Origin of the sequence: Streptomyces boetiae (genome assembly GCF_031845405.1) — a bacterium.
Classification (GTDB): domain Bacteria; phylum Actinomycetota; class Actinomycetes; order Streptomycetales; family Streptomycetaceae; genus Streptomyces; species Streptomyces boetiae.
The window spans coordinates 189,121-205,435 of sequence record NZ_JAVREN010000001.1; the positions used below are offsets into that span (position 1 = coordinate 189,121).

Consider the following 16,315-nt stretch of genomic DNA (forward strand, 5'->3'; position numbering starts at 1 on the left):
CCTCCGCGATCTGAGCTGGCTGCCCTTCGACCACTGCCTGCTCGTCGTGTCGGCGGCGGAGGAGGTTCTGGCCGCGCCGCCGGAGGAGCGGAGGGTGTTCTTCGCCGTGCTGGCGCGCGCCGTCGAGGAGCGGGGGCTCGCGGCCGGCGGGGGCGTGTCGTTCAGCGTTCTGCTCCTGGCGTCCCCCGGGCGCGCGGAGGCGCTGGCCGACGAGGTCGCCCCCCTCCGGGCGTAGCCCCCCGCGCCCGCCGGGCAACTCCCGCGCGGCAAACGGCTCGAACTCGCCGCGAGCGTTTCATGTACAGCGCTGTTCGTCATTGCTACGGTAAGGCTCCCGTAACGCCTCGGATGCGGCATGAGCAGGAGGAGTCTTGCGAAGGTTCGGGATGCGGCGCGCGGTCGTCGCGGTCGTGGTCACAGTGTGTGCGGCGGTGTCCCTCGGGGCCGGCGGAGTGGGGGCCGCCTCGGCGGAGGAGGGCGGGGAGCGGTACCCGGTCGGGGACCTGGGGACCTCCATCAAGAACTTCTTCTTCAGCCCGGACGCGCCCGCCGGGGCGAACGACTGGTCCTGCACGCCCTCCGAGGAGCACCCCGAGCCCGTCGTCATCGTGCACGGGACGACGTCCAACTTCGGCTCGGCCGGGGCGATGATCGCCCCGACGCTGGCCAACGAGGGGTACTGCGTCTACGGGTTCAACTACGGCGCGGTCCCGTACAGCGCCGGCCGCCTCTTCGGGCTCGGCGACATCGAGGAATCGGCCCGCACCATGAGCGCGTTCGTCGACCGGGTGCTGGAGTCCACCGGCGCCGACCGCGTGGACGTGATCGGCGGCTCGCAGGGCGGCATGATGCCGAACTACTACATCAAGCGGCTCGGCGGCGCCGCCCAGGTGCGCACGATGATCGGCCTCGGCCCGACCAACCACGGCACGACGATGAACGGCCTGGTCGAGCTGGGCCGCACCCTGCACGTGCTCGGCCTGGTCAACGACTTCTACCGCCTCATCGGCGCGCCCGCGTACATCCAGCAGGAGGCGGGCTCGGAGTTCCAGGAGGAGCTGTTCGCCGACGGCGACACCGTGCCCGGCGTGCGCTACCTGACCATCGCGACCGCGCACGACACGACGGTCACCCCGGTCACCAACTCCTTCCTGCGCGGCCCCGATTCCACCAACATCCTGCTTCAGGACCTCTGCCCCGACGACCCCGTCAGCCACTCCGGGATGTCCTTCGACGGGCCCATCATGCAGCTCATCCTCAACGAACTCGGCCCGCGCGAGCCGGACTTCCGCCCCGAGTGCGTGAACTACGGCCCCAACGTCTGAGAGGGCCCCGGCTTCGCCCTCGGCCGGACAGGGCCAGCCGTCCCGCGCGGTGACGGCGGACCTCCCCAGGAGGCGGCGTCCGCAGTGCGGGGCCCGCCGCAGGTCGCGTCACGTGGAGCGCGCTTGACAGGAGGTCCAGAGCAGAAAAACACTGGGAGTGCTGGGAGGGCTGCCAACGCGGCACCGAGCAGTGTGTGGGACTGCCAACGCGGTGCCCACGTCGGCTGCCCCGGCACAAGCTCATGAGAGCGGGTCCAGATCCTGGGCCCGCTCTCGCTCTTACTTCGACGGTGGCTTCTCCCCTGCACTGCCTTGGAGCGCCTGTGCATCTTCTTTTCGTGGACGCGTCGGGGCACTCATGGCGGGAGCCACGCCTTTGTTCTCGGCGGCATAGCGATCCATGAACGGGGTGCACGCAGGCTGCACCGCCAGCTCGACAGTGCGGTGATGAAATACACAGCCGGAACCGGAAGAGCAGCCGGGGAATACGAGTTGCACGTCTCCGAGATGCGCAATGCCAAGAAGCCCAAATCCAGCGCTGCCAGCCACCAGAAGGCGAGCGTCTGGGTTGACGTGGAGCGCATGGAGAGACTGCAACTTCTGCGTGATTGTTACGCCATCTTGCGGGACTTTGTGCCGGAGAATCACTCACTACCCATGGCTCTTTTCGGAGTGGCCGTAGATCGGAATTTCCGTCCTTCGTACTCACCGGCACAGCGGGAACAGTTCGCCTACGAGGTTCTCCTCAACAAGTTCGATGTCATGCTGAAGCGCAATAAGCGGGATGGCGATCATGCCGATCTCGGCCTGGTGATCCATGACCGTCGCCTGGTGGCCGAACGTGACATCCAGGACTGGACCAGGGAGTGGCGACGAGCAGCAGGCACCATCGGCCGACTGCGCAACCTTGCAGACGTTCCCTTGTTCGCGGATTCGAAGGCCACCCGACTCATCCAAGTCGCTGACCTGGTTTCCTATGCCATCTGGAGCCACTACTTCCCAGAGGGGAGCAAGGAAGACTGTACGGCTAACCTCTGGGAGGGTTTCGACACGAAGGACGGCAATCGGCATGGAATGGTTCATTACACCCCTTCCTACGGCAGTGGAAGCTGCACCTGCGAGTCCTGCCGACCACGCCTGATGGCCGAGGCAGCCGGCCTGCGGCCGTGACCACGCCGAAGAAGGGCCGGTCGTCCGGCGCATCACCTGTTCCGACCTGAGAAAGGGGCCTGCCCGCGCCAACGGGCGGTACTCAGCCCTCCGTCCGGTACATCAAATCCGTCTCGAACGTCCGGAACCCCAGGCCCTCGTACAGGCGAACGGCCGCCGCGTTGTCCGCGTCCACGTACAGCATCGCCGTGGGCAGGCCGCGGTCCCGGGCGAGGTGGCGCAGGCCGGCGATGGTCAGGGGGCGGGCCAGGCCGCTGCCCTGCGCCTCGGGGGCGACGCCGAGGACGTACACCTCGCCCAGGCCCTCCTTGGCGTGCACCTTCGTCCAGTGGAAACCGAGGACCCGGCCGTCCTCCTCCCGGACGGCGAGGAAGAACCCGGCCGGGTCGAACCACGGCTCGGCCTTGCGCGCGTCCAGGTCCTCCTGGGTGAGCGAGCCCTGCTCGGGGTGGTGCGCGAAGGCAGCGGCGTTCACGGCCAGCCAGGCCGCGTCGTCGCCGCCGGGCACGAAGGTGCGCAGCGCGACGCCCTCGGGCAGCGGCGGCGGATCCAGCGGCAGGCCGCCCAACGGCCGCCGCAACTGCCGCAGTTCGCGGAACAGCGTGAGCCCCAGCGTCTGCGCCAGCCGCCGCGCCGCCGGCCGCGCCCCGTGCGCCCACAGCCGCAGCCGCCGCCCCGACTCCTCCAGCAGCGCCTCGCCGAGCACCCGCCCGTACCGGTTCCCCCGGTGGTCGGGGTGGACCACCAGCTCGCCAGAGGGCGCCTCGACCGGATCGGTCCCGTCCAACTGCGCGTACCCCACCAGCGCGCCCCCGCGCCGCATCAGCACATGCCGAACGCCCGCCCGCGCCCCGCCCCGCAGCAGCAGCCGCCCCTGCTCCGACACCGCGTACTGACCGTCCACGGCCGCCGCGGCCTCGATCAGCCGCAGCACCTCCGGCAGCTCCGCCTCCGTCACCTCGTCCCGCACCACGACGTCACTCATGCGGGGAGCCTAACGCCGGGCGGGGGCGGCGTCGGGCGCCGCCACCCCACAGGCGATATCACCTGGCGAGGCAATGCGATATCGTTGAGGCCCGAAGGGAGCCGGAAGAGGTCGACGGGAGAGTGCCCATGTCTCGTACGGTCATCGATCTCGATGACGAGATCGTGGAAGAGGCCATGCGGTTGTACGGCGTCCGCACCAAGGCCGCGGCCGTGCGTGCGGCCATGGAGGACGCGGTGAAGAGGCGCCTGCGTCAGGAGTTCGCCGATGCGGTGAAGTCCGGGGAGCTCGACTTCGGCGAGATCATCGAGAACAGCGGCCCGGCCGGGTCCCGCGCGCGGGACCGGAGCAGCGACGCGGCGTGAGTGTCTTCCTGGCGGACAAGTCGGCCCTCGCCCGGTGGGGACAGCCGGCCGTGGGGGCCGTGCTCGACGAGCTGAACGACCGCGCGCTCCTTAGCACGTGCGCGGTGGTCGAGTACGAGATGATCTTCAGCGCCCGCACCCAGCAGGATGCCGCACGCATCCGCGTCAGCCTGCGCGGCCTCGACTACGCGCCCTGCAACGACGAGGAGCACGAGCGGGCCCTGTGGCTTCAACGCGAGGCCCTGCGCCGCGGCTTCCACCGGGCGCTCTCGCTCTCCGGTCTGCTGATCGCCGCCGTCGCTGAACGCCATGGACTGACGGTCCTGCACTACGACGGTGACTTCGACATGATCCAGAAAATCACCGGCCAGACCATGCGCTGGGTGATCGCCCCGGGCTCCGCCGACCGGTAGGGCGCGACGCCCCTCATGCCACGAAGCCCGCGCGCGGACCGGGCCGCGCCTCAGCCGGTGCGTGGGCGCGCTCGCCCCGACCGGGCCCCGGTGGCGTCGGGCACGGGGCGGACGGTGCGCGTGGCGTAGAGGACGGTGTGCGCCTTCATGGTGAAGGTCTCGCCGGTCGTGAACTCCAGCCGTCGGCCCCCGCGAAAGAGGGCGGTCATGTCGGCGACGGTGAACGCCTGTCCGGCGAGGAGCAGTTGATCGCCGAGCCGGACGGTACGGGCGTCCACAGTGACGCCGATGGCGACGCGGTCGTTCCTCCCCGCCGGGTCCGGCCGGGGCGGCCGGGCGGCGGGCGTTGACGGGCGGGCGGTCACGGCGGGAGTTCTCCTGAAGGGAAGTGGGCGGTATCCGGTCGGCAGGGGTGGCGGGGTGCGGCGCACGCACGGCTGCGGGCTGGCGCGTCATGTGGTGACGCGCGCCGCCCCTTCGGCGGTGGGGGCCGGCCCGAGGGCGGCGGGGGACGCGGGCGCCGCGGTGCGCGCGAGCGTGGCCCAGGTCGTTTTGCCGACCGGCAGGGAGTCAACGCCCCAGGCGCTGCTGAGCGCTTGGACGATCAGCAGCCCGCGCCCGTGCTCCGCCTCGGCGGGGCGGTCGTCGCGCCCGGGGGTGGTGCCGTCGCCCGCGTCGCGGACGGCGACGCGCAGGTGGGCCGGCGGTGAGGGTGTAAGTGAGCGCCACCCGGCGGTCGTTGCCGGTGGAGCCGTGCCGGACGGCGTTGGTGAGGAGCTCGGAGACGACGAGTTCGAGGTCGTCGGCGAGCTCGGCCACGTGCCACGCGTGGGCGACATGGCGCGAGTGGCGGCGCGCGGCGGGGACGCTCGCGCTGCGTCAGGGATAACGCAGGGTGCGCTGTGTGGGCATGATCCACCCCTTCTGGACGGCGGAGGAGTCCGGCCGGGAGCGCGGGCGCGCCGGGTGATGCCGCGCCATGTCGCCTCGATCACCGCCGAGTTGGGGGGTGCTGCTGCGGATGGAGCGGCAGCGCGTGATGACGCGGCCCATCCAGCCGCCCACGCTCCGGGTGGTGCTGGACGAGGCGGTGCTGCGCCGCCGCATCGGCGGACCGGCCGTGATGGCGGAGCAGTTGCGGCACCTGGCGGAGGCGGCCGAGCTGCCCAACGTCCTGCTGCGGGTGATGCCGTTCACGGCGGGCGAGCATCCGGGCGTGCTGTCCGGGGCGTTCGTGGTCCTGCGCTTCCCGCAGTACGGGGAGGGCCGGAAGAGCGAGCCGCCCACCGTCTACGCCGACGGCTACACGGGCGATCTCTACCGGGACAAGCCGAACGAGGTGGAACGCTACGACACGGCGTTCGAAGGAATCTGGAAGAAATCACTCACCGAGCAGGCGTCGCGGCGCCTGATCACCGACGTGGCAGGGAGTCATGAACAGCAGCATTGACCTGACAGAAGCGGTATGGGTCAAGTCCAGCTACTCAGCAAACAACGGCCAGTGCGTCGAGGTCGCCCGCCTGAGCGGCGCGCGCTGGGCCAAGTCGAGCTACTCGGAAGGCAACGGCCAGTGCGTCGAGGTCGCCCGTCTGGGTGAAACCTCCGTCGCGCTGCGGGACAGCAAGCACGGCGAGGACGGCCCGGTCGTCCTCTTCGGCGGAGCGCCCTGGCGGGCGTTCCTCGCCGCGGCCGGCCCACTGCCCGGCCGGCGGCCGTAGTGCCCCCACGAGCACAAGCGCCCCCGCACCGGCCACGACGGCCGACTGCGGGGGCGCGGTGCTGTCGGCCATGCGCCGGCGGGAAGGTCTCAACCTCATCTCCCTTCGGACACCCCGGAACCGGGCTTGCGCGTCCCCGCGTATCTTCATGCGCGCACGTCAGGATCAGGCAAGGGAGGCCGCGATGCGGCAGGCACGGCGGAGCCGAGCGGTCACGGGAATAGCCCTGGGAGCGCTGTCGCTGCTCCTCGCCACGGGCTGCTCCAGCAGCGACCCCGTCATCGACAGGACCGAGGTCGGCGAGCAGTCGTCCGCGGTCCTGGAGGAGCGGTTCGGCGGGGACATCAATGTGACCTGCCCCGAGGACCTCCCCGCGGAAGTGGGGGCCACCATCCGCTGCGAGGTCACGGGGACCGGCCCGACCTACGGAGCGACCGTCACGGTGACCTCGGTCGACGGGGACGACGCCCAGTGGGACATCGAGGTCGACGACGAGCCCCTGGAGTAAGCGGGCACCGGCCTGATGAGGCACAGCCCGCCATCACCTCCAGAAGCTCACTCCGAGCACCGTCAGCCGGGGGCCGACCCGATGGTCGCCGGGGTCCGGCGGGCCAGGACTGCCTCGACGAAGGGCTCGGGCGGGAGGTAGTGGTGCCGGGTGACGTAGTGGTACACGAGGGTTGGCGCGATCAGCCATTCACCGGCCCGTGAAACCACCCGCACCTCGGCCGTGCCGAGGACCACGGTGCGGCCATCCCCCTCGATGCGGATCGGGAACCGCTGCTCGCCGAGCCGGTGTATGAGTCCGCAGGCGTGCATGCCGCGCGTGACGGCACGTTGCTCATCCCGGCACAGCAGGCCGAGCGCATCGGTGAAGCCCTCCGGTACATCCCCCCTCGGATAGTCGCGCATCGGACTCAGCCAGCCGACGTTCAGTGCCGTGACGCCCGAGGGCAAGGTCTCGGGCAGGTAAACGTAGGGCGAAAGGTCGGCGAAGTAGGTCATGCCACTGTCTTCCGCTCAGTCGGCGTCGCTCAGCAACAGCGCCCCCAGCCGATGCGCATAGTCGCGCCAGCGAGTCCTGGCGTCCTCGGGCACCGCCGGGCCCGATTGAAGGATGCCGGCCAGGCGGGCTACTCGCCAGGCACGGAACGTCGCCGCCGGGGTGGTGATCTCACCGAGCAGCGCGCAGGACACGCGGAGTGCCTCGGCGATCTCCTCGGTCAGGCGAGCCGGGTCGGTGTCCGTCCGGGTGGTCGCGGCGGCCACCAGGGCGTGCAGAAGGGCCACCGACTGCAGGTCCGCGCCCATCGTCACCATGCGCCGGATCACCGCGGGGTCGTCGGCGTCGAAGGGGTAGGGCTCGATGAGGCCCGACCACATCGCGAGGAACGGGGTGGCATCGTGGTCCCGATGCCAGCCCAACTCGTCGACGAGGGCCATCGTCTCGTCGCCGAAGCCGCCAGCCTCCTGGATCAGGCTCAGCAGGCGGTCGAGCTCCGCCCGGCGGGCGGCGGCGAAGTCGCCGACGGATACGGCCGTTTCGCCGACGGCGGCGCCAAGCGTGACGATGCCGCCGAGGGGTCCGAAGATCTCCCGGGCGAGTGAGGTCTCTGATACGGAAGGGTGAGGCTGGTGTGTCACTTAACTCATACTCTCCGGTGCTTGGCCTGGGCCCCTGTTCATCCAGCTCATGAACGCGTCCATGGAACCTCTGACCCCGATGATCCCATCGTTGACCACGGCGAGGTCGGCGGCGTTGTTGACGAACCACTCCGGCTGCTGGTTTCCGGGCGGACCGCCCACCTGCCGGATACGATCGGCGAACACGCTCGGCACCTCCACACGCACCACCTGCCCGCTCTGACCCGCGTACTGCTGGATGGCCCGGGTGAGGTCGTCGGTGAGGTAAAGGCCGGCTTCGGGAGTCGCTCCGCGAACGGCCACGCCGGTCGGTGCGCCGAGTTGGAACGTTGTGCCCCTCAGGTCCTGCGCCCCGTGGTAGAGGACCACCATCTCGTCGTGCGCGGCGAGTCCTAGCGGGTCGGTGTCGCACAACGGGTTGGCCACATAGCCGGCGGCGTCGGGCGCCGGGCCGAGGCCGAGCGGGTCGAGCGTGAGGTAGCGGGCCAACTCGGGGTCGTAATAGCGCTGGTAGTTGTAGTGCAGGCCCGATTCGGCGTCGTAGTACTGGCCCGGAAAGCGCAGCGGCGTCGCGGCTGCGGAGCCGGGGTCGGCCGTGGTGAGACCGTGCACGGTCCTGCTGGCCTGCCAGGCGATCCTGCCCGCTTCGTCGACCAGGCGCGTCGGGGTGCCCACGAGGTCGGTCACGATGGCGTAGAACCGCTGGTCGATTTCGCCCTGCTCCACCTGGGCCAGCGGGATCCGGCCGTCGTAGTCCCAGCTAAGCGTGGTGCCGGGACCGGACTGCTCGACCAGGGTCGTACCGGACCAGGTGAAGGTGGTCTCCTCCGCCACCGAGCCGTCGGCCGCGAGCCGCTGTTTGGCGATGCGGCGCCCGAACGGATCGTAGCGGTAGCGCCATCGTGTGCCGTCGGGGGTGGAGAGGGCGACGAGTCGGTCTTGGGCGTCCCACTCGTAGCGCCAGGTGTCGGGCTTCTTGGACAGACGAGTCTTCTGCCGCAGCACCATGCGGCCGGCGGCGTCGTACTCGTAGCGAACCCGTCCGGCCCGGGTGACGAGGCCGCCCGCGACGGTGCGCTCGCCGCCGGCCTCGCCAGCCGTCGGCCAGTCGGCGGCGACCAGGGTGCCCATCGGGTCGTATGCGTAGCTCTCGCGCCAGGCGCCCGGCGCGTCGCCGGTCTCCGCGAGCCCGGTGATCCGCCCGGCCCCGTCGAGTTCGAACCGCGTGCCGTCGACGCCGGTGAGGATGTGGTCGGCCCGATAGGTGTAGGTCTGCCGCGCCAGGGCGCCCGCGGCCCGGTTGGTCAGGGTCCGCTTGGTCACCCGCCCGGCGGCGTCCCACGCGTCGTCCACCGTGAGCCCCGAAGAGTAGGCGCGCTGGGTCACGTGCCCCGCCGCGTCGTGCTCGAACGTCAGGATGTGTCCAGCCGACAGCAGGGAGCGGAGGCGGCCCGCCTCGTCGTAGGACCAGCCGCTGGTGTGCCCGGACGGGGTGGTTCGGGACACGGGGCGGCCGAGGGCGTCGTAGGTGTAGGCGATGGTGCGGCCGTTGACGGTCTCAAACGTCGGGCGGCCGATCGCGTCGCGCCGCACGACGAGCTCGGCCTCCGGGCTGGTGGCGGTGAGCAGCCGGCCCAGCGCGTCGTAGCCGAGGTGGGTGGTGCGGCCGTCCACGTCGAGGGTGACGGGCTGCCCGAGCGCGTCCAGGGTGTAACCGACCGTCTGCCCTGCAGCGTTGACGCGACCGACGAGTCGACCCGCGGCGTTCAGCCGGTAGTTGACGGTACGGCCGTCGAAGTCGGTCTCCGCGGTCAGGCGACCCGCGGCGTCGTAGGTGTACTCCCACGTGCGGCCGGCGGGGTCGATTACCTGGGTGAGCTGGAGCTCGGTATCGCGCACCAGGGCGTACCGCACACCGTCGGGGCCGGTCTGGGCAATGGGGAGGTCGAAAGGGCCGTACTCGTAGCGGGTGGTGGCGCCGTTCTCGTCGGTATGGCCCAGGCAGTTTCCCTCGGCGTCGTAGCTCCACCGCCGTACCCCGCCGAGCCCGTCGGTCTGGCTGAGCACCCGCCCCTCGACCGTGAACTCCGCGCGCCGCACGGTCCCCCGCGCGTCCACGACCTCCACCGTGCGCCCGAACGCGTCGCGCCGGTACTCGGTAGTCTCGCCCAGCGCGTTGACGAACGCCACTGGCATGCCCGCGGCGTCGCAGAGCACACGTGTCTCGTTGCCTGCCGCATCGGTGGCCGTAACGAGCGCGCCGCGCCGGTCGTAGCCGAGGCGGGTGGTGCCGCCGCCCGGGTCGCGGATGGCGGTGCGATTGCCGGCGCCGTCGTAGGCGTAGGCCCACACGGAACCGTCCGCCTGGACGATCTCCGAGGTCAGCCCGAGATCGTTGTACTCGGCCCGGATCTCCCGACCATCGGGACGCGTGACCACGGTGACGTGCCCGCGATCGTCATAGGCGTAGCGGGTGGTGTGGCCCAACGGGTCGGTGAACGACAACAGCCGGTCGTATCGGTCCCACTCGCGGGTGGACACCTGTCCGAGCGGGTCTGTCTCCGCCACCAGTTGGAAGCAGTCGTTGAAGTGGTAAATGGCCTCCTGGCCGAGGGAGTTGACGGCTGAGGTGCGGAGGTTGTCGGGGTCGTAGCGGTAGTGGTACTCCAGGACACGGTCGGTGCCGGTGGTGAATACGCAGCGACCCTCGGCGTCGTACTCGTAGGCGTACCAGTAGCCGTTGCGGTCCTCCCAGCGGCGCAGCCGGGAGCGGTCGTCATAGAACAGCCTCAGCGGCAGGCCGGACGAGTTGCGGATCTCGGCGAGGAGCCCGGATTCGTCGTAGCCGTAGCCGAGTAGGAGCGGCTGGCCGGGGTGGCTGAGCAGCCGGAGTTCGGTCACTCGGCCGCGCTCCGTGGTGATGCCGATGTGGTAGCCGCCGGAGTGGACGACATCGGTGGGGTCGCCGGCCTCGCTGTACCGGATGTCAACGCGGTTGCCGTTGCGGTCGGTGATGGCGATCAGCGGGAGCTCGCCGCCAGGGCGACTCGGCGCGCACCGAGGTCCGGTGGTGCCGTTCGAGTACTACTGGTAGCACTCCCGGGAGTTGGACGTCCGTGGCGGAAAGCACCATCTCGCCGGTGGCCATGTCGATGGGGTCGCCCCGGGTGACGAGCCCCCGGATGGCGCGCCCCATGCCCCGCATACCCTGGCCGAGTCCACGCACGCCGGCCTCGATGCCACGGAGACCGGTGGTGGCCAACGAGCGCATGCCGCGGGCGAGACCGCCGAGGGTGGTGAGGCCCCGCATGCCCGGGACGCAGTCCAAAGCTGCAAATGCGACGTCCCACAGGGAGGCGCGGCCGTTGGCGTAGTCGATGAGGGTGTCGGCCAGGACGACGAGGGCTGCGGCCAGGACGACCCAGGCGAGGGGGCCGCCGATGATGAGGACGACGATGCCCAGGACGGCGACGATGGCCTGGCAGACGGAGACGATGGTGTCCCAGTTGTCCACGACGAAGTCGATGGCGCGTTCCCACCAGCGGCGGTTCTGGATACCCGCGTCGGAAGCCTCGTCGATGCCGTTCGCGCAGGTGCGGGCGGCCTCCTCCCGCATGTCCAGGGCCTGGCGGGCCAGTTCGCGGGCGGCGGAGAGGTCGGCTTCGGCGTTGTCGACGCGGGACTGGGCCGCGGAGGCGGCCTGCTGGGCGGCCTGGTGATCGCGGACGGCCTGGCGGACCTGGGTTTCGTCCGGGGGCTCCGGGGCCTCCGAGTCGTCGCGCTCTTCCTGGAGGCGCTCGGCCTCATCCCCGGCCCGCGAGACCCAGGACTGGGCGTCCGAGAGGTCGGTCCGGGCGGAGGACAGGGCCGCCTGCGCGTCGAACGCCCGCTGCAACGCCCTGTCCGCCATGCCCTGAGCCGTCTGCAACTCCGGCCAGTAGCGGGCCAGCGCGTCCGCGGCCATGTCGTAGGAACGCTGAAGCTTGTCCAGGTTCCCCGGCACCCCGTCGAACTCCGCGCGGAACGCCTCCGCGGATAAGCCGGCCCACTCCTGCACGGCGCGGTCCGAGGCCATCCCCCGGATACGGCCCAGCGCCTCCCCCACGTCATCCGCGAACTCCTGCAACTCCTCCGCCAGTTCCCGGATCTCCTCCGGATCCCCCGGCGTCGGATCCCGGTCCAGATCCACCGGCGACCAATCAGACGGACGCGACACCGTGGCCCCCCCACGAGTGACTACCCGGATACGCAAACGAAACTACCAGCGGACAGACGAGGCGGGAACGGAGCCCGGCGCCACAGGACCACCACGGCACGGCCGCCCCGGGTGCGGGCGTTACGGGGTGGTTCACCGGGTTGTAACGCGCGACCGGGTGTCGCCTACGCGCGTAGCGGCTAGGGTGCGGGCGGGTCCGGACGAGGGGAGCCGGGCATGGTGGGCGAGGGAGTATCCACATGATGCACGCTCCGGTCCGGCGCAAGCGCCGGCTCCGACTGACCGCGGGGGCCGCGGCGTTGATGGCGGCGTCCGCGGTGGCGATCGCGCTGCCCGCCGCGCAGGCCGCGCCCCAAGGGGGCGGTGCGCACGGCGGCGGGCGGACCGTTGACCTTCAGGTGCTCGCGATCAACGACCTGCACGGGGCGCTGGAGCCGCCCACCGGCTCGGGCGGACGCGTCACCCACGAGCACCCGGACGGCACCACGACCGAACTGACCGCCGGCGGCGTGGAGTACCTGGCCACCGGCCTGCGCGACGCCCGCCGCGGCCACGGCCGGTCCGTGACGGTGGCGGCCGGCGACCTGGTCGGCGCGACCCCGCTGCTGTCCGGCCTCTTCCACGACGAGCCGACCATCGAGGCGCTCAACCAACTGGAGATGGACGTCGCGGGCGTGGGCAACCACGAGTTCGACGAGGGCTGGGAGGAGCTGGTCCGCCTCCAGGAGGGCGGCTGCCACCCGGAGGACGGCTGCTACGTCGAGGGCCGCGAGTTCGGCGGCGCCGACTTCCCCTACCTGGCCGCGAACGTCGTCCACGAGGACACCGGCCGCCCCGTCCTCCCGCCCTACACCGTCCAGGACTTGGGCGGCGGCGTCCGCGTCGGCTTCATCGGCGTCACGCTGGAGGGCACGGCCGGCATCGTCACCCAGGAGGGCATCGAGGGCCTGGAGTTCCGCGACGAGGTCGAGACGATCAACCGCTACACGCGGGAGTTGAGGCGCCGGGGCGTCAACGCCGTCGTCGCCCTGATCCACGAGGGCGGCTACCCGGCCTCCCCCGCCTACAACCACGACTGCGACGCGGGCGGCGCCGCGGGCCTGTCCGGCCCGATCGTGGACATCGCCCGCCGCACCGACGCCGGCGTGGACGCCCTGGTCACCGGCCACACGCACCAGCCGTACGTGTGCACCCTCCCCGACCCGGCGGGCCGCGAGCGGCTGGTCACCTCGGCGGCCTCGAACGGCCGGCTGTTCACCGAGCTGAACATGGAGTACGACCGGCGCACCCGCGACGTCGTGCGCGCCTCCGTCGAGGGCACCAACCGCGTGGTCCACCGCGACCAGCCGGCCGCCCGCGACCTGACCGAGCTGATCGCGTTCTGGAACGCCCTGGCCGCGCCGGTCGCGAACGCGCCGATCGGCTGGATCTCCGAGGACATCCGGGGGCGGGGCGCGGGCACGCCCGAGTTCCCGATGGGCGACCTGATCGCGGACGCGCAACTGGCCCACGCCCGCGAGCTGGACCCGGAGGCCGACCTGGCCCTGATGAACCCCGGCGGCGTCCGCGCCGACCTCACCTACGCGGCCTCGGGGGCCGAGGGCGACGGCGTGGTGACGTATGGGGAGGGCTTCACGGTCCAGCCGTTCTCCAACACGGTCAACCTGCTGAGCCTGACCGGCGAGCAGTTGCTGACCGTGCTGCGCGAGCAGGTCAGCGGCGTGAACGAGGAGGCCCCGAAGATCCTCCAGCCCTCCGCCGGCCTGGCGTACACGCTCGACCTGACCCGGTCGGGCGCGGACCGCGTGGTCGCGGAGTCGGTGACGGTGAACGGCGAGCCGCTGGACCCGGCGGCCACCTACCGGGTCGCGGTCAACTCCTTCCTCGCGGGCGGCGGCGACGGCTTCCCGACGCTGGCCGAGGGCGCGGACCCGCTGGTCGGCAACGACGACATGGCGGTGCTGGCGGCGTACCTGGGGGCCAACTCCTCGGCGCAGGCCCCGCTCGCGGCCCCGGCGGCCGACCGCATCACGATCGTTCAGTAGGAAGAGAGCAGCTAAGGGAAGACAGCACATCGGCCGCCGTGCGGGGAGGGTGAACGCCCCCCGCGCGGCGGCCGTCGCGCGAGCGCTCGGGGCGCTCAGGAGCCGGCGGGCGCCCGGCGCGCGACGGTGATCGCGGTGATCAGCAGGCCGGAGCGCGCCAGCCAGCGCCCGGTGAACGCGTCCAGCCGCTCGCCGTCCACCACGGGCCCGGGCACCAGCAGCGTGGCGGTGAACGTCCCCGCCTCCGGGTCGAAGGCGATCCGGGCCTCCTCGAAGTCCAGCCACTTCCCGGTGAGCGGGAACCACACCTTGTAGACGCTCTCCTTGGCGCTGAAGATCAGCCGCTCCCAGCAGACGCCGGGGCGCCGCGCGGTCAGCCCCGGCAGGGCGGCCCGCTCCTCGGGCAGGGCGATCATGTCCAGGACGCCGGGCTCGCGCAGCGGCTGGTTCGGCTCGGCGTCGATGCCCACGCCCGCGAAGGACCCGGCCCGTGTCACGGCGGCGCCCCGGTAGCCCCGGCAGTGCGTCATCGCGCCCACGAAGCCCCCGGGCCAGGAGGGGGCGCCCCGCTGGCCCGGCAGCAGCGGCACGCGCGGGCCGCCGAGCCGGGCGAGGGCGGTGCGGGCGCACTCCCGGACGGTGGCGAACTCCCGGCGCCGCAGCGACACGGCGCGCGCGATGCGCTCCTCCTCCTCGGGGAAGAGGTACGGCGGCCGGTCCGGGTCGCCCAGGGACTCCACGGCCGCGACCCCGCGCGGCAGCAGGGTGGCGAGCAGCGGCGCGGGGGGGACGTTCACGGCGCCCGTCCCGCCCGGCGCGGCAGGGGTTTCCGAGGGCCCCTCCGTCCCCGCGACGCCCGGGGCGGTCGTCTCGCTCATCGTTCCCCCGCCCGCTCGGCCGGCCGGACCGCGCCGGGCGCGGGGGCCAGCACCTCGACCAGACGGCCCGGCTCGGAGGGGCGCGGCTGCCACTCGCGCGGGTAGCCGAGCGAGACCTCGTGGTGCGGCACGCCGTCCTGGACGATCAGCCGGGGGATGTGCAGGTGGCCGTAGACCACGGCGGCGGCACGGTAGCGCAGGGCCCAGTCCTCGGTCGCCTCCGTGCCGCACCACAGCGCGAACTCCGGGAAGTGCAGGATGCGCGTGGGCTCGCGGATGAACGGCCAGTGCCCCACGAGCACGGTCGGCAGACCCTGCGGCAGCTCGGCGTCCAGGCGGGCCGCCGTGGCGTCGAGGCGGGCCCGGCACCAAGCGTCGATCGAGGGGTACGGGTCGGGCTTGAGCAGGAACTCGTCCGTGCACACCACCCCGGCCCGGCGGGCGGCCTCCAGGCCCTCCTCCTTGGTGCGGGTGCCGGCCGGGAGAAAGGAGTAGTCGTAGAGCAGGAACAGCGGCGCGATCACCGCCGGGCCGCCCTCGCCCTCCCACACGGGGTAGGGGTCCTCGGGGGTGAGGACGCCCAGGCCCCGGCACAGCTCCACCAGGTGCCGGTAGCGCGCCTCGCCCGTCAGGCGTACGGGGTCGGCGGGCGGGGTCCACAGCTCGTGGTTGCCCGGGGCCCAGATCACCTGGGCGAAGCGCTCCGCGAGGAGGGTCAGCGCCCACTCGACGTCGGCGACGGTGTCCCCGACGTCGCCGGCCACCAGCAGCCAGTCCTCCGGGGACGTGGGCCACAGACGTTCGGTGACGCGGCGGTTCTCCTCGTAGCGCACGTGCAGATCGCTGATGGCCAGCAGCTTGCCCACGTCCGGCTCCCTCCGGTGCGGCTGCACACGCTACCGCAGTAATCTCAAGGAATCTTTAAGTATCGCTAGGATGTGGTCCATGGCACTTCAGACCGCCCCTCAGACCACCCCCCAGATCGCGAAAGAGCTCACCATCGGTCAGCTTGCCCAGCGCAGCGGCGTGGCCACCTCCGCGCTGCGCTTCTACGAGGACCAGGGCCTGATCACCAGCCGCCGCACGACGGGCAACCAGCGCCGCTACCGGCGCGACATGCTGCGGCGGGTGGCGTTCATCCGGGTCTCGCAGAACGTCGGGATGCCGCTGAACGCCATCCGCGAGGCCCTCGCCCGCCTCCCCGAGGGCCGCACCCCCACGCGCGAGGACTGGGCCGTCGTCTCCGGCCACTGGCGCCGCGACCTCGACTCCCGCATTCGCCAGCTCCAGCGCCTCCGCGACAACCTCACGGACTGCATCGGCTGCGGCTGCCTCTCCCTGGAGAGCTGCATGCTCGCCAACCCCTACGACATCTGCGGCGAAACGGGCTGCGGCCCGCGTCGGCTGCTGGACGACACGGACACGGACGCCTGCGGCGGGCCGGACACGGAGGCCGCGTGCGCGCCCACAGGGGCGGCGGACCGGCGCGCGGGAACGCCCGCGGGCGCGGGCGCCGCGCCCTGCTGACGCCGACGCCGCGCCGGCCCGGAAGCGGC

Annotated in this window: 18 protein-coding genes and 1 pseudogene; 10 read left to right on the top strand and 9 right to left on the bottom strand. The window is 71.8% G+C overall.

Going from position 1 to position 16,315, the window contains the following annotated elements; translation table 11 throughout:
- Window positions 1-46: 46 nt before the first annotated feature.
- The 3 genes from RM780_RS00850 (at window position 47) to RM780_RS00860 (ending at window position 2,495) form a co-directional block, all read left to right on the top strand.
- Window positions 47-235, top strand: a complete 189-nt coding sequence (locus RM780_RS00850; RefSeq protein ID WP_311628421.1) for a hypothetical protein — start codon at window positions 47-49, stop codon at window positions 233-235.
- A gap of 136 nt (window positions 236-371) precedes the next feature.
- Window positions 372-1,325: an esterase/lipase family protein gene (locus RM780_RS00855; protein WP_311628422.1), complete on the top strand. Its 954-nt coding sequence runs from the start codon at window positions 372-374 to the stop codon at window positions 1,323-1,325.
- Between the two features lie 312 nt (window positions 1,326-1,637).
- Window positions 1,638-2,495: a DUF3800 domain-containing protein gene (locus tag RM780_RS00860; protein WP_311628423.1), complete on the top strand. Its 858-nt coding sequence runs from the start codon at window positions 1,638-1,640 to the stop codon at window positions 2,493-2,495.
- An 82-nt stretch (window positions 2,496-2,577) separates the two neighbouring features.
- On the opposite strand, the gene mshD is transcribed toward RM780_RS00860, so the two are convergent.
- Window positions 2,578-3,480, bottom strand: a complete 903-nt coding sequence (mshD, locus tag RM780_RS00865; protein WP_311628424.1) for a mycothiol synthase — start codon at window positions 3,478-3,480, stop codon at window positions 2,578-2,580.
- 128 nt (window positions 3,481-3,608) lie between these two features.
- Here mshD and RM780_RS00870 point away from each other — a divergent pair, with 128 nt between their 5' ends.
- Together RM780_RS00870 and RM780_RS00875 are read left to right on the top strand one after the other, a co-directional pair.
- Window positions 3,609-3,845 (top strand): type II toxin-antitoxin system VapB family antitoxin, encoded by a 237-nt coding sequence (locus tag RM780_RS00870; protein WP_311628425.1) that lies wholly within the window; start codon window positions 3,609-3,611, stop codon window positions 3,843-3,845.
- Window positions 3,842-4,258 carry a PIN domain nuclease gene (locus tag RM780_RS00875; protein WP_311628426.1) on the top strand — a complete coding sequence of 139 codons (417 nt, stop codon included), beginning with the start codon at window positions 3,842-3,844 and terminating at the stop codon, window positions 4,256-4,258. Before RM780_RS00870 ends, RM780_RS00875 begins: the two co-directional genes overlap by 4 nt.
- A 50-nt stretch (window positions 4,259-4,308) precedes the next feature.
- Here the strand turns inward: RM780_RS00875 and RM780_RS00880 are convergent, their stop codons facing one another.
- Complete coding sequence (locus RM780_RS00880) at window positions 4,309-4,623, bottom strand: hypothetical protein (RefSeq protein WP_311628427.1); 315 nt, start codon at window positions 4,621-4,623, stop codon at window positions 4,309-4,311.
- A gap of 397 nt (window positions 4,624-5,020) precedes the next feature.
- Window positions 5,021-5,077 (bottom strand): annotated as a pseudogene (locus RM780_RS27790) (hypothetical protein); the annotation flags it as partial.
- Window positions 5,078-5,237: 160 nt separating this feature from the next.
- On the opposite strand from RM780_RS27790, the gene RM780_RS00885 reads away from it, so the two are divergent.
- The 3 genes from RM780_RS00885 to RM780_RS00895 all read left to right on the top strand — a co-directional run bounded on the left by RM780_RS00885 (window position 5,238) and on the right by RM780_RS00895 (window position 6,484).
- Entirely contained in the window at window positions 5,238-5,708 is a 471-nt protein-coding gene (locus tag RM780_RS00885; protein WP_311628428.1) for a DUF5753 domain-containing protein, read from the top strand.
- Window positions 5,692-5,976 carry a DUF397 domain-containing protein gene (locus tag RM780_RS00890; RefSeq protein ID WP_311628429.1) on the top strand — a complete coding sequence of 95 codons (285 nt, stop codon included), beginning with the start codon at window positions 5,692-5,694 and terminating at the stop codon, window positions 5,974-5,976. The genes RM780_RS00885 and RM780_RS00890 overlap by 17 nt, the downstream gene beginning before the upstream one ends.
- 184 nt (window positions 5,977-6,160) lie before the next feature.
- Window positions 6,161-6,484: a DUF4333 domain-containing protein gene (locus RM780_RS00895; RefSeq protein ID WP_311628430.1), complete on the top strand. Its 324-nt coding sequence runs from the start codon at window positions 6,161-6,163 to the stop codon at window positions 6,482-6,484.
- Between the two features lie 62 nt (window positions 6,485-6,546).
- On the opposite strand, the gene RM780_RS00900 is transcribed toward RM780_RS00895, so the two are convergent.
- The 4 genes from RM780_RS00900 to RM780_RS00915 all read right to left on the bottom strand — a co-directional run bounded on the left by RM780_RS00900 (window position 6,547) and on the right by RM780_RS00915 (window position 11,809).
- Window positions 6,547-6,981, bottom strand: coding sequence for a DUF7919 family protein (locus tag RM780_RS00900; protein WP_311628431.1), 435 nt, complete (start codon window positions 6,979-6,981; stop codon window positions 6,547-6,549).
- Between the two features lie 15 nt (window positions 6,982-6,996).
- Window positions 6,997-7,620 carry a hypothetical protein gene (locus RM780_RS00905; RefSeq protein WP_311628432.1) on the bottom strand — a complete coding sequence of 208 codons (624 nt, stop codon included), beginning with the start codon at window positions 7,618-7,620 and terminating at the stop codon, window positions 6,997-6,999.
- Entirely contained in the window at window positions 7,621-10,521 is a 2,901-nt protein-coding gene (locus tag RM780_RS00910; RefSeq protein ID WP_311628433.1) for an RHS repeat-associated core domain-containing protein, read from the bottom strand.
- Between the two features lie 85 nt (window positions 10,522-10,606).
- Window positions 10,607-11,809, bottom strand: a complete 1,203-nt coding sequence (locus RM780_RS00915; protein WP_311628434.1) for a DUF6531 domain-containing protein — start codon at window positions 11,807-11,809, stop codon at window positions 10,607-10,609.
- Between the two features lie 266 nt (window positions 11,810-12,075).
- Here RM780_RS00915 and RM780_RS00920 point away from each other — a divergent pair, with 266 nt between their 5' ends.
- Complete coding sequence (locus RM780_RS00920; RefSeq protein ID WP_311628435.1) at window positions 12,076-13,881, top strand: bifunctional metallophosphatase/5'-nucleotidase; 1,806 nt, start codon at window positions 12,076-12,078, stop codon at window positions 13,879-13,881.
- Window positions 13,882-13,976: 95 nt separating this feature from the next.
- Here the strand turns inward: RM780_RS00920 and RM780_RS00925 are convergent, their stop codons facing one another.
- Window positions 13,977-14,759 (bottom strand): 4'-phosphopantetheinyl transferase family protein, encoded by a 783-nt coding sequence (locus RM780_RS00925; protein ID WP_311628436.1) that lies wholly within the window; start codon window positions 14,757-14,759, stop codon window positions 13,977-13,979.
- A complete protein-coding gene (locus RM780_RS00930; RefSeq protein ID WP_311628437.1) occupies window positions 14,756-15,625 on the bottom strand; it encodes a metallophosphoesterase family protein in 870 nt (289 codons plus the stop codon). The genes RM780_RS00925 and RM780_RS00930 overlap by 4 nt, the downstream gene beginning before the upstream one ends.
- A 79-nt stretch (window positions 15,626-15,704) precedes the next feature.
- Here RM780_RS00930 and soxR point away from each other — a divergent pair, with 79 nt between their 5' ends.
- Window positions 15,705-16,286 (top strand): redox-sensitive transcriptional activator SoxR, encoded by a 582-nt coding sequence (gene soxR, locus RM780_RS00935; protein WP_311628438.1) that lies wholly within the window; start codon window positions 15,705-15,707, stop codon window positions 16,284-16,286.
- Window positions 16,287-16,315 lie beyond the last annotated feature (29 nt).

Excerpts from the sequence above, each read along its gene's own strand:
- mshD (WP_311628424.1), bottom strand. The coding sequence starts at position 3,480 with ATGAGTGACGTCGTGGTGCGGGACGAGGTGACGGAGGCGGAGCTGCCG.
- RM780_RS00870 (WP_311628425.1), top strand. The coding sequence starts at position 3,609 with ATGTCTCGTACGGTCATCGATCTCGATGACGAGATCGTGGAAGAGGCC.
- RM780_RS00885 (WP_311628428.1), top strand. The coding sequence starts at position 5,238 with ATGTCGCCTCGATCACCGCCGAGTTGGGGGGTGCTGCTGCGGATGGAG.
- RM780_RS00890 (WP_311628429.1), top strand. The coding sequence starts at position 5,692 with ATGAACAGCAGCATTGACCTGACAGAAGCGGTATGGGTCAAGTCCAGC.
- RM780_RS00895 (WP_311628430.1), top strand. The coding sequence starts at position 6,161 with ATGCGGCAGGCACGGCGGAGCCGAGCGGTCACGGGAATAGCCCTGGGA.
- RM780_RS00900 (WP_311628431.1), bottom strand. The coding sequence starts at position 6,981 with ATGACCTACTTCGCCGACCTTTCGCCCTACGTTTACCTGCCCGAGACC.
- RM780_RS00920 (WP_311628435.1), top strand. The coding sequence starts at position 12,076 with ATGATGCACGCTCCGGTCCGGCGCAAGCGCCGGCTCCGACTGACCGCG.
- RM780_RS00925 (WP_311628436.1), bottom strand. The coding sequence starts at position 14,759 with ATGAGCGAGACGACCGCCCCGGGCGTCGCGGGGACGGAGGGGCCCTCG.
- soxR (WP_311628438.1), top strand. The coding sequence starts at position 15,705 with ATGGCACTTCAGACCGCCCCTCAGACCACCCCCCAGATCGCGAAAGAG.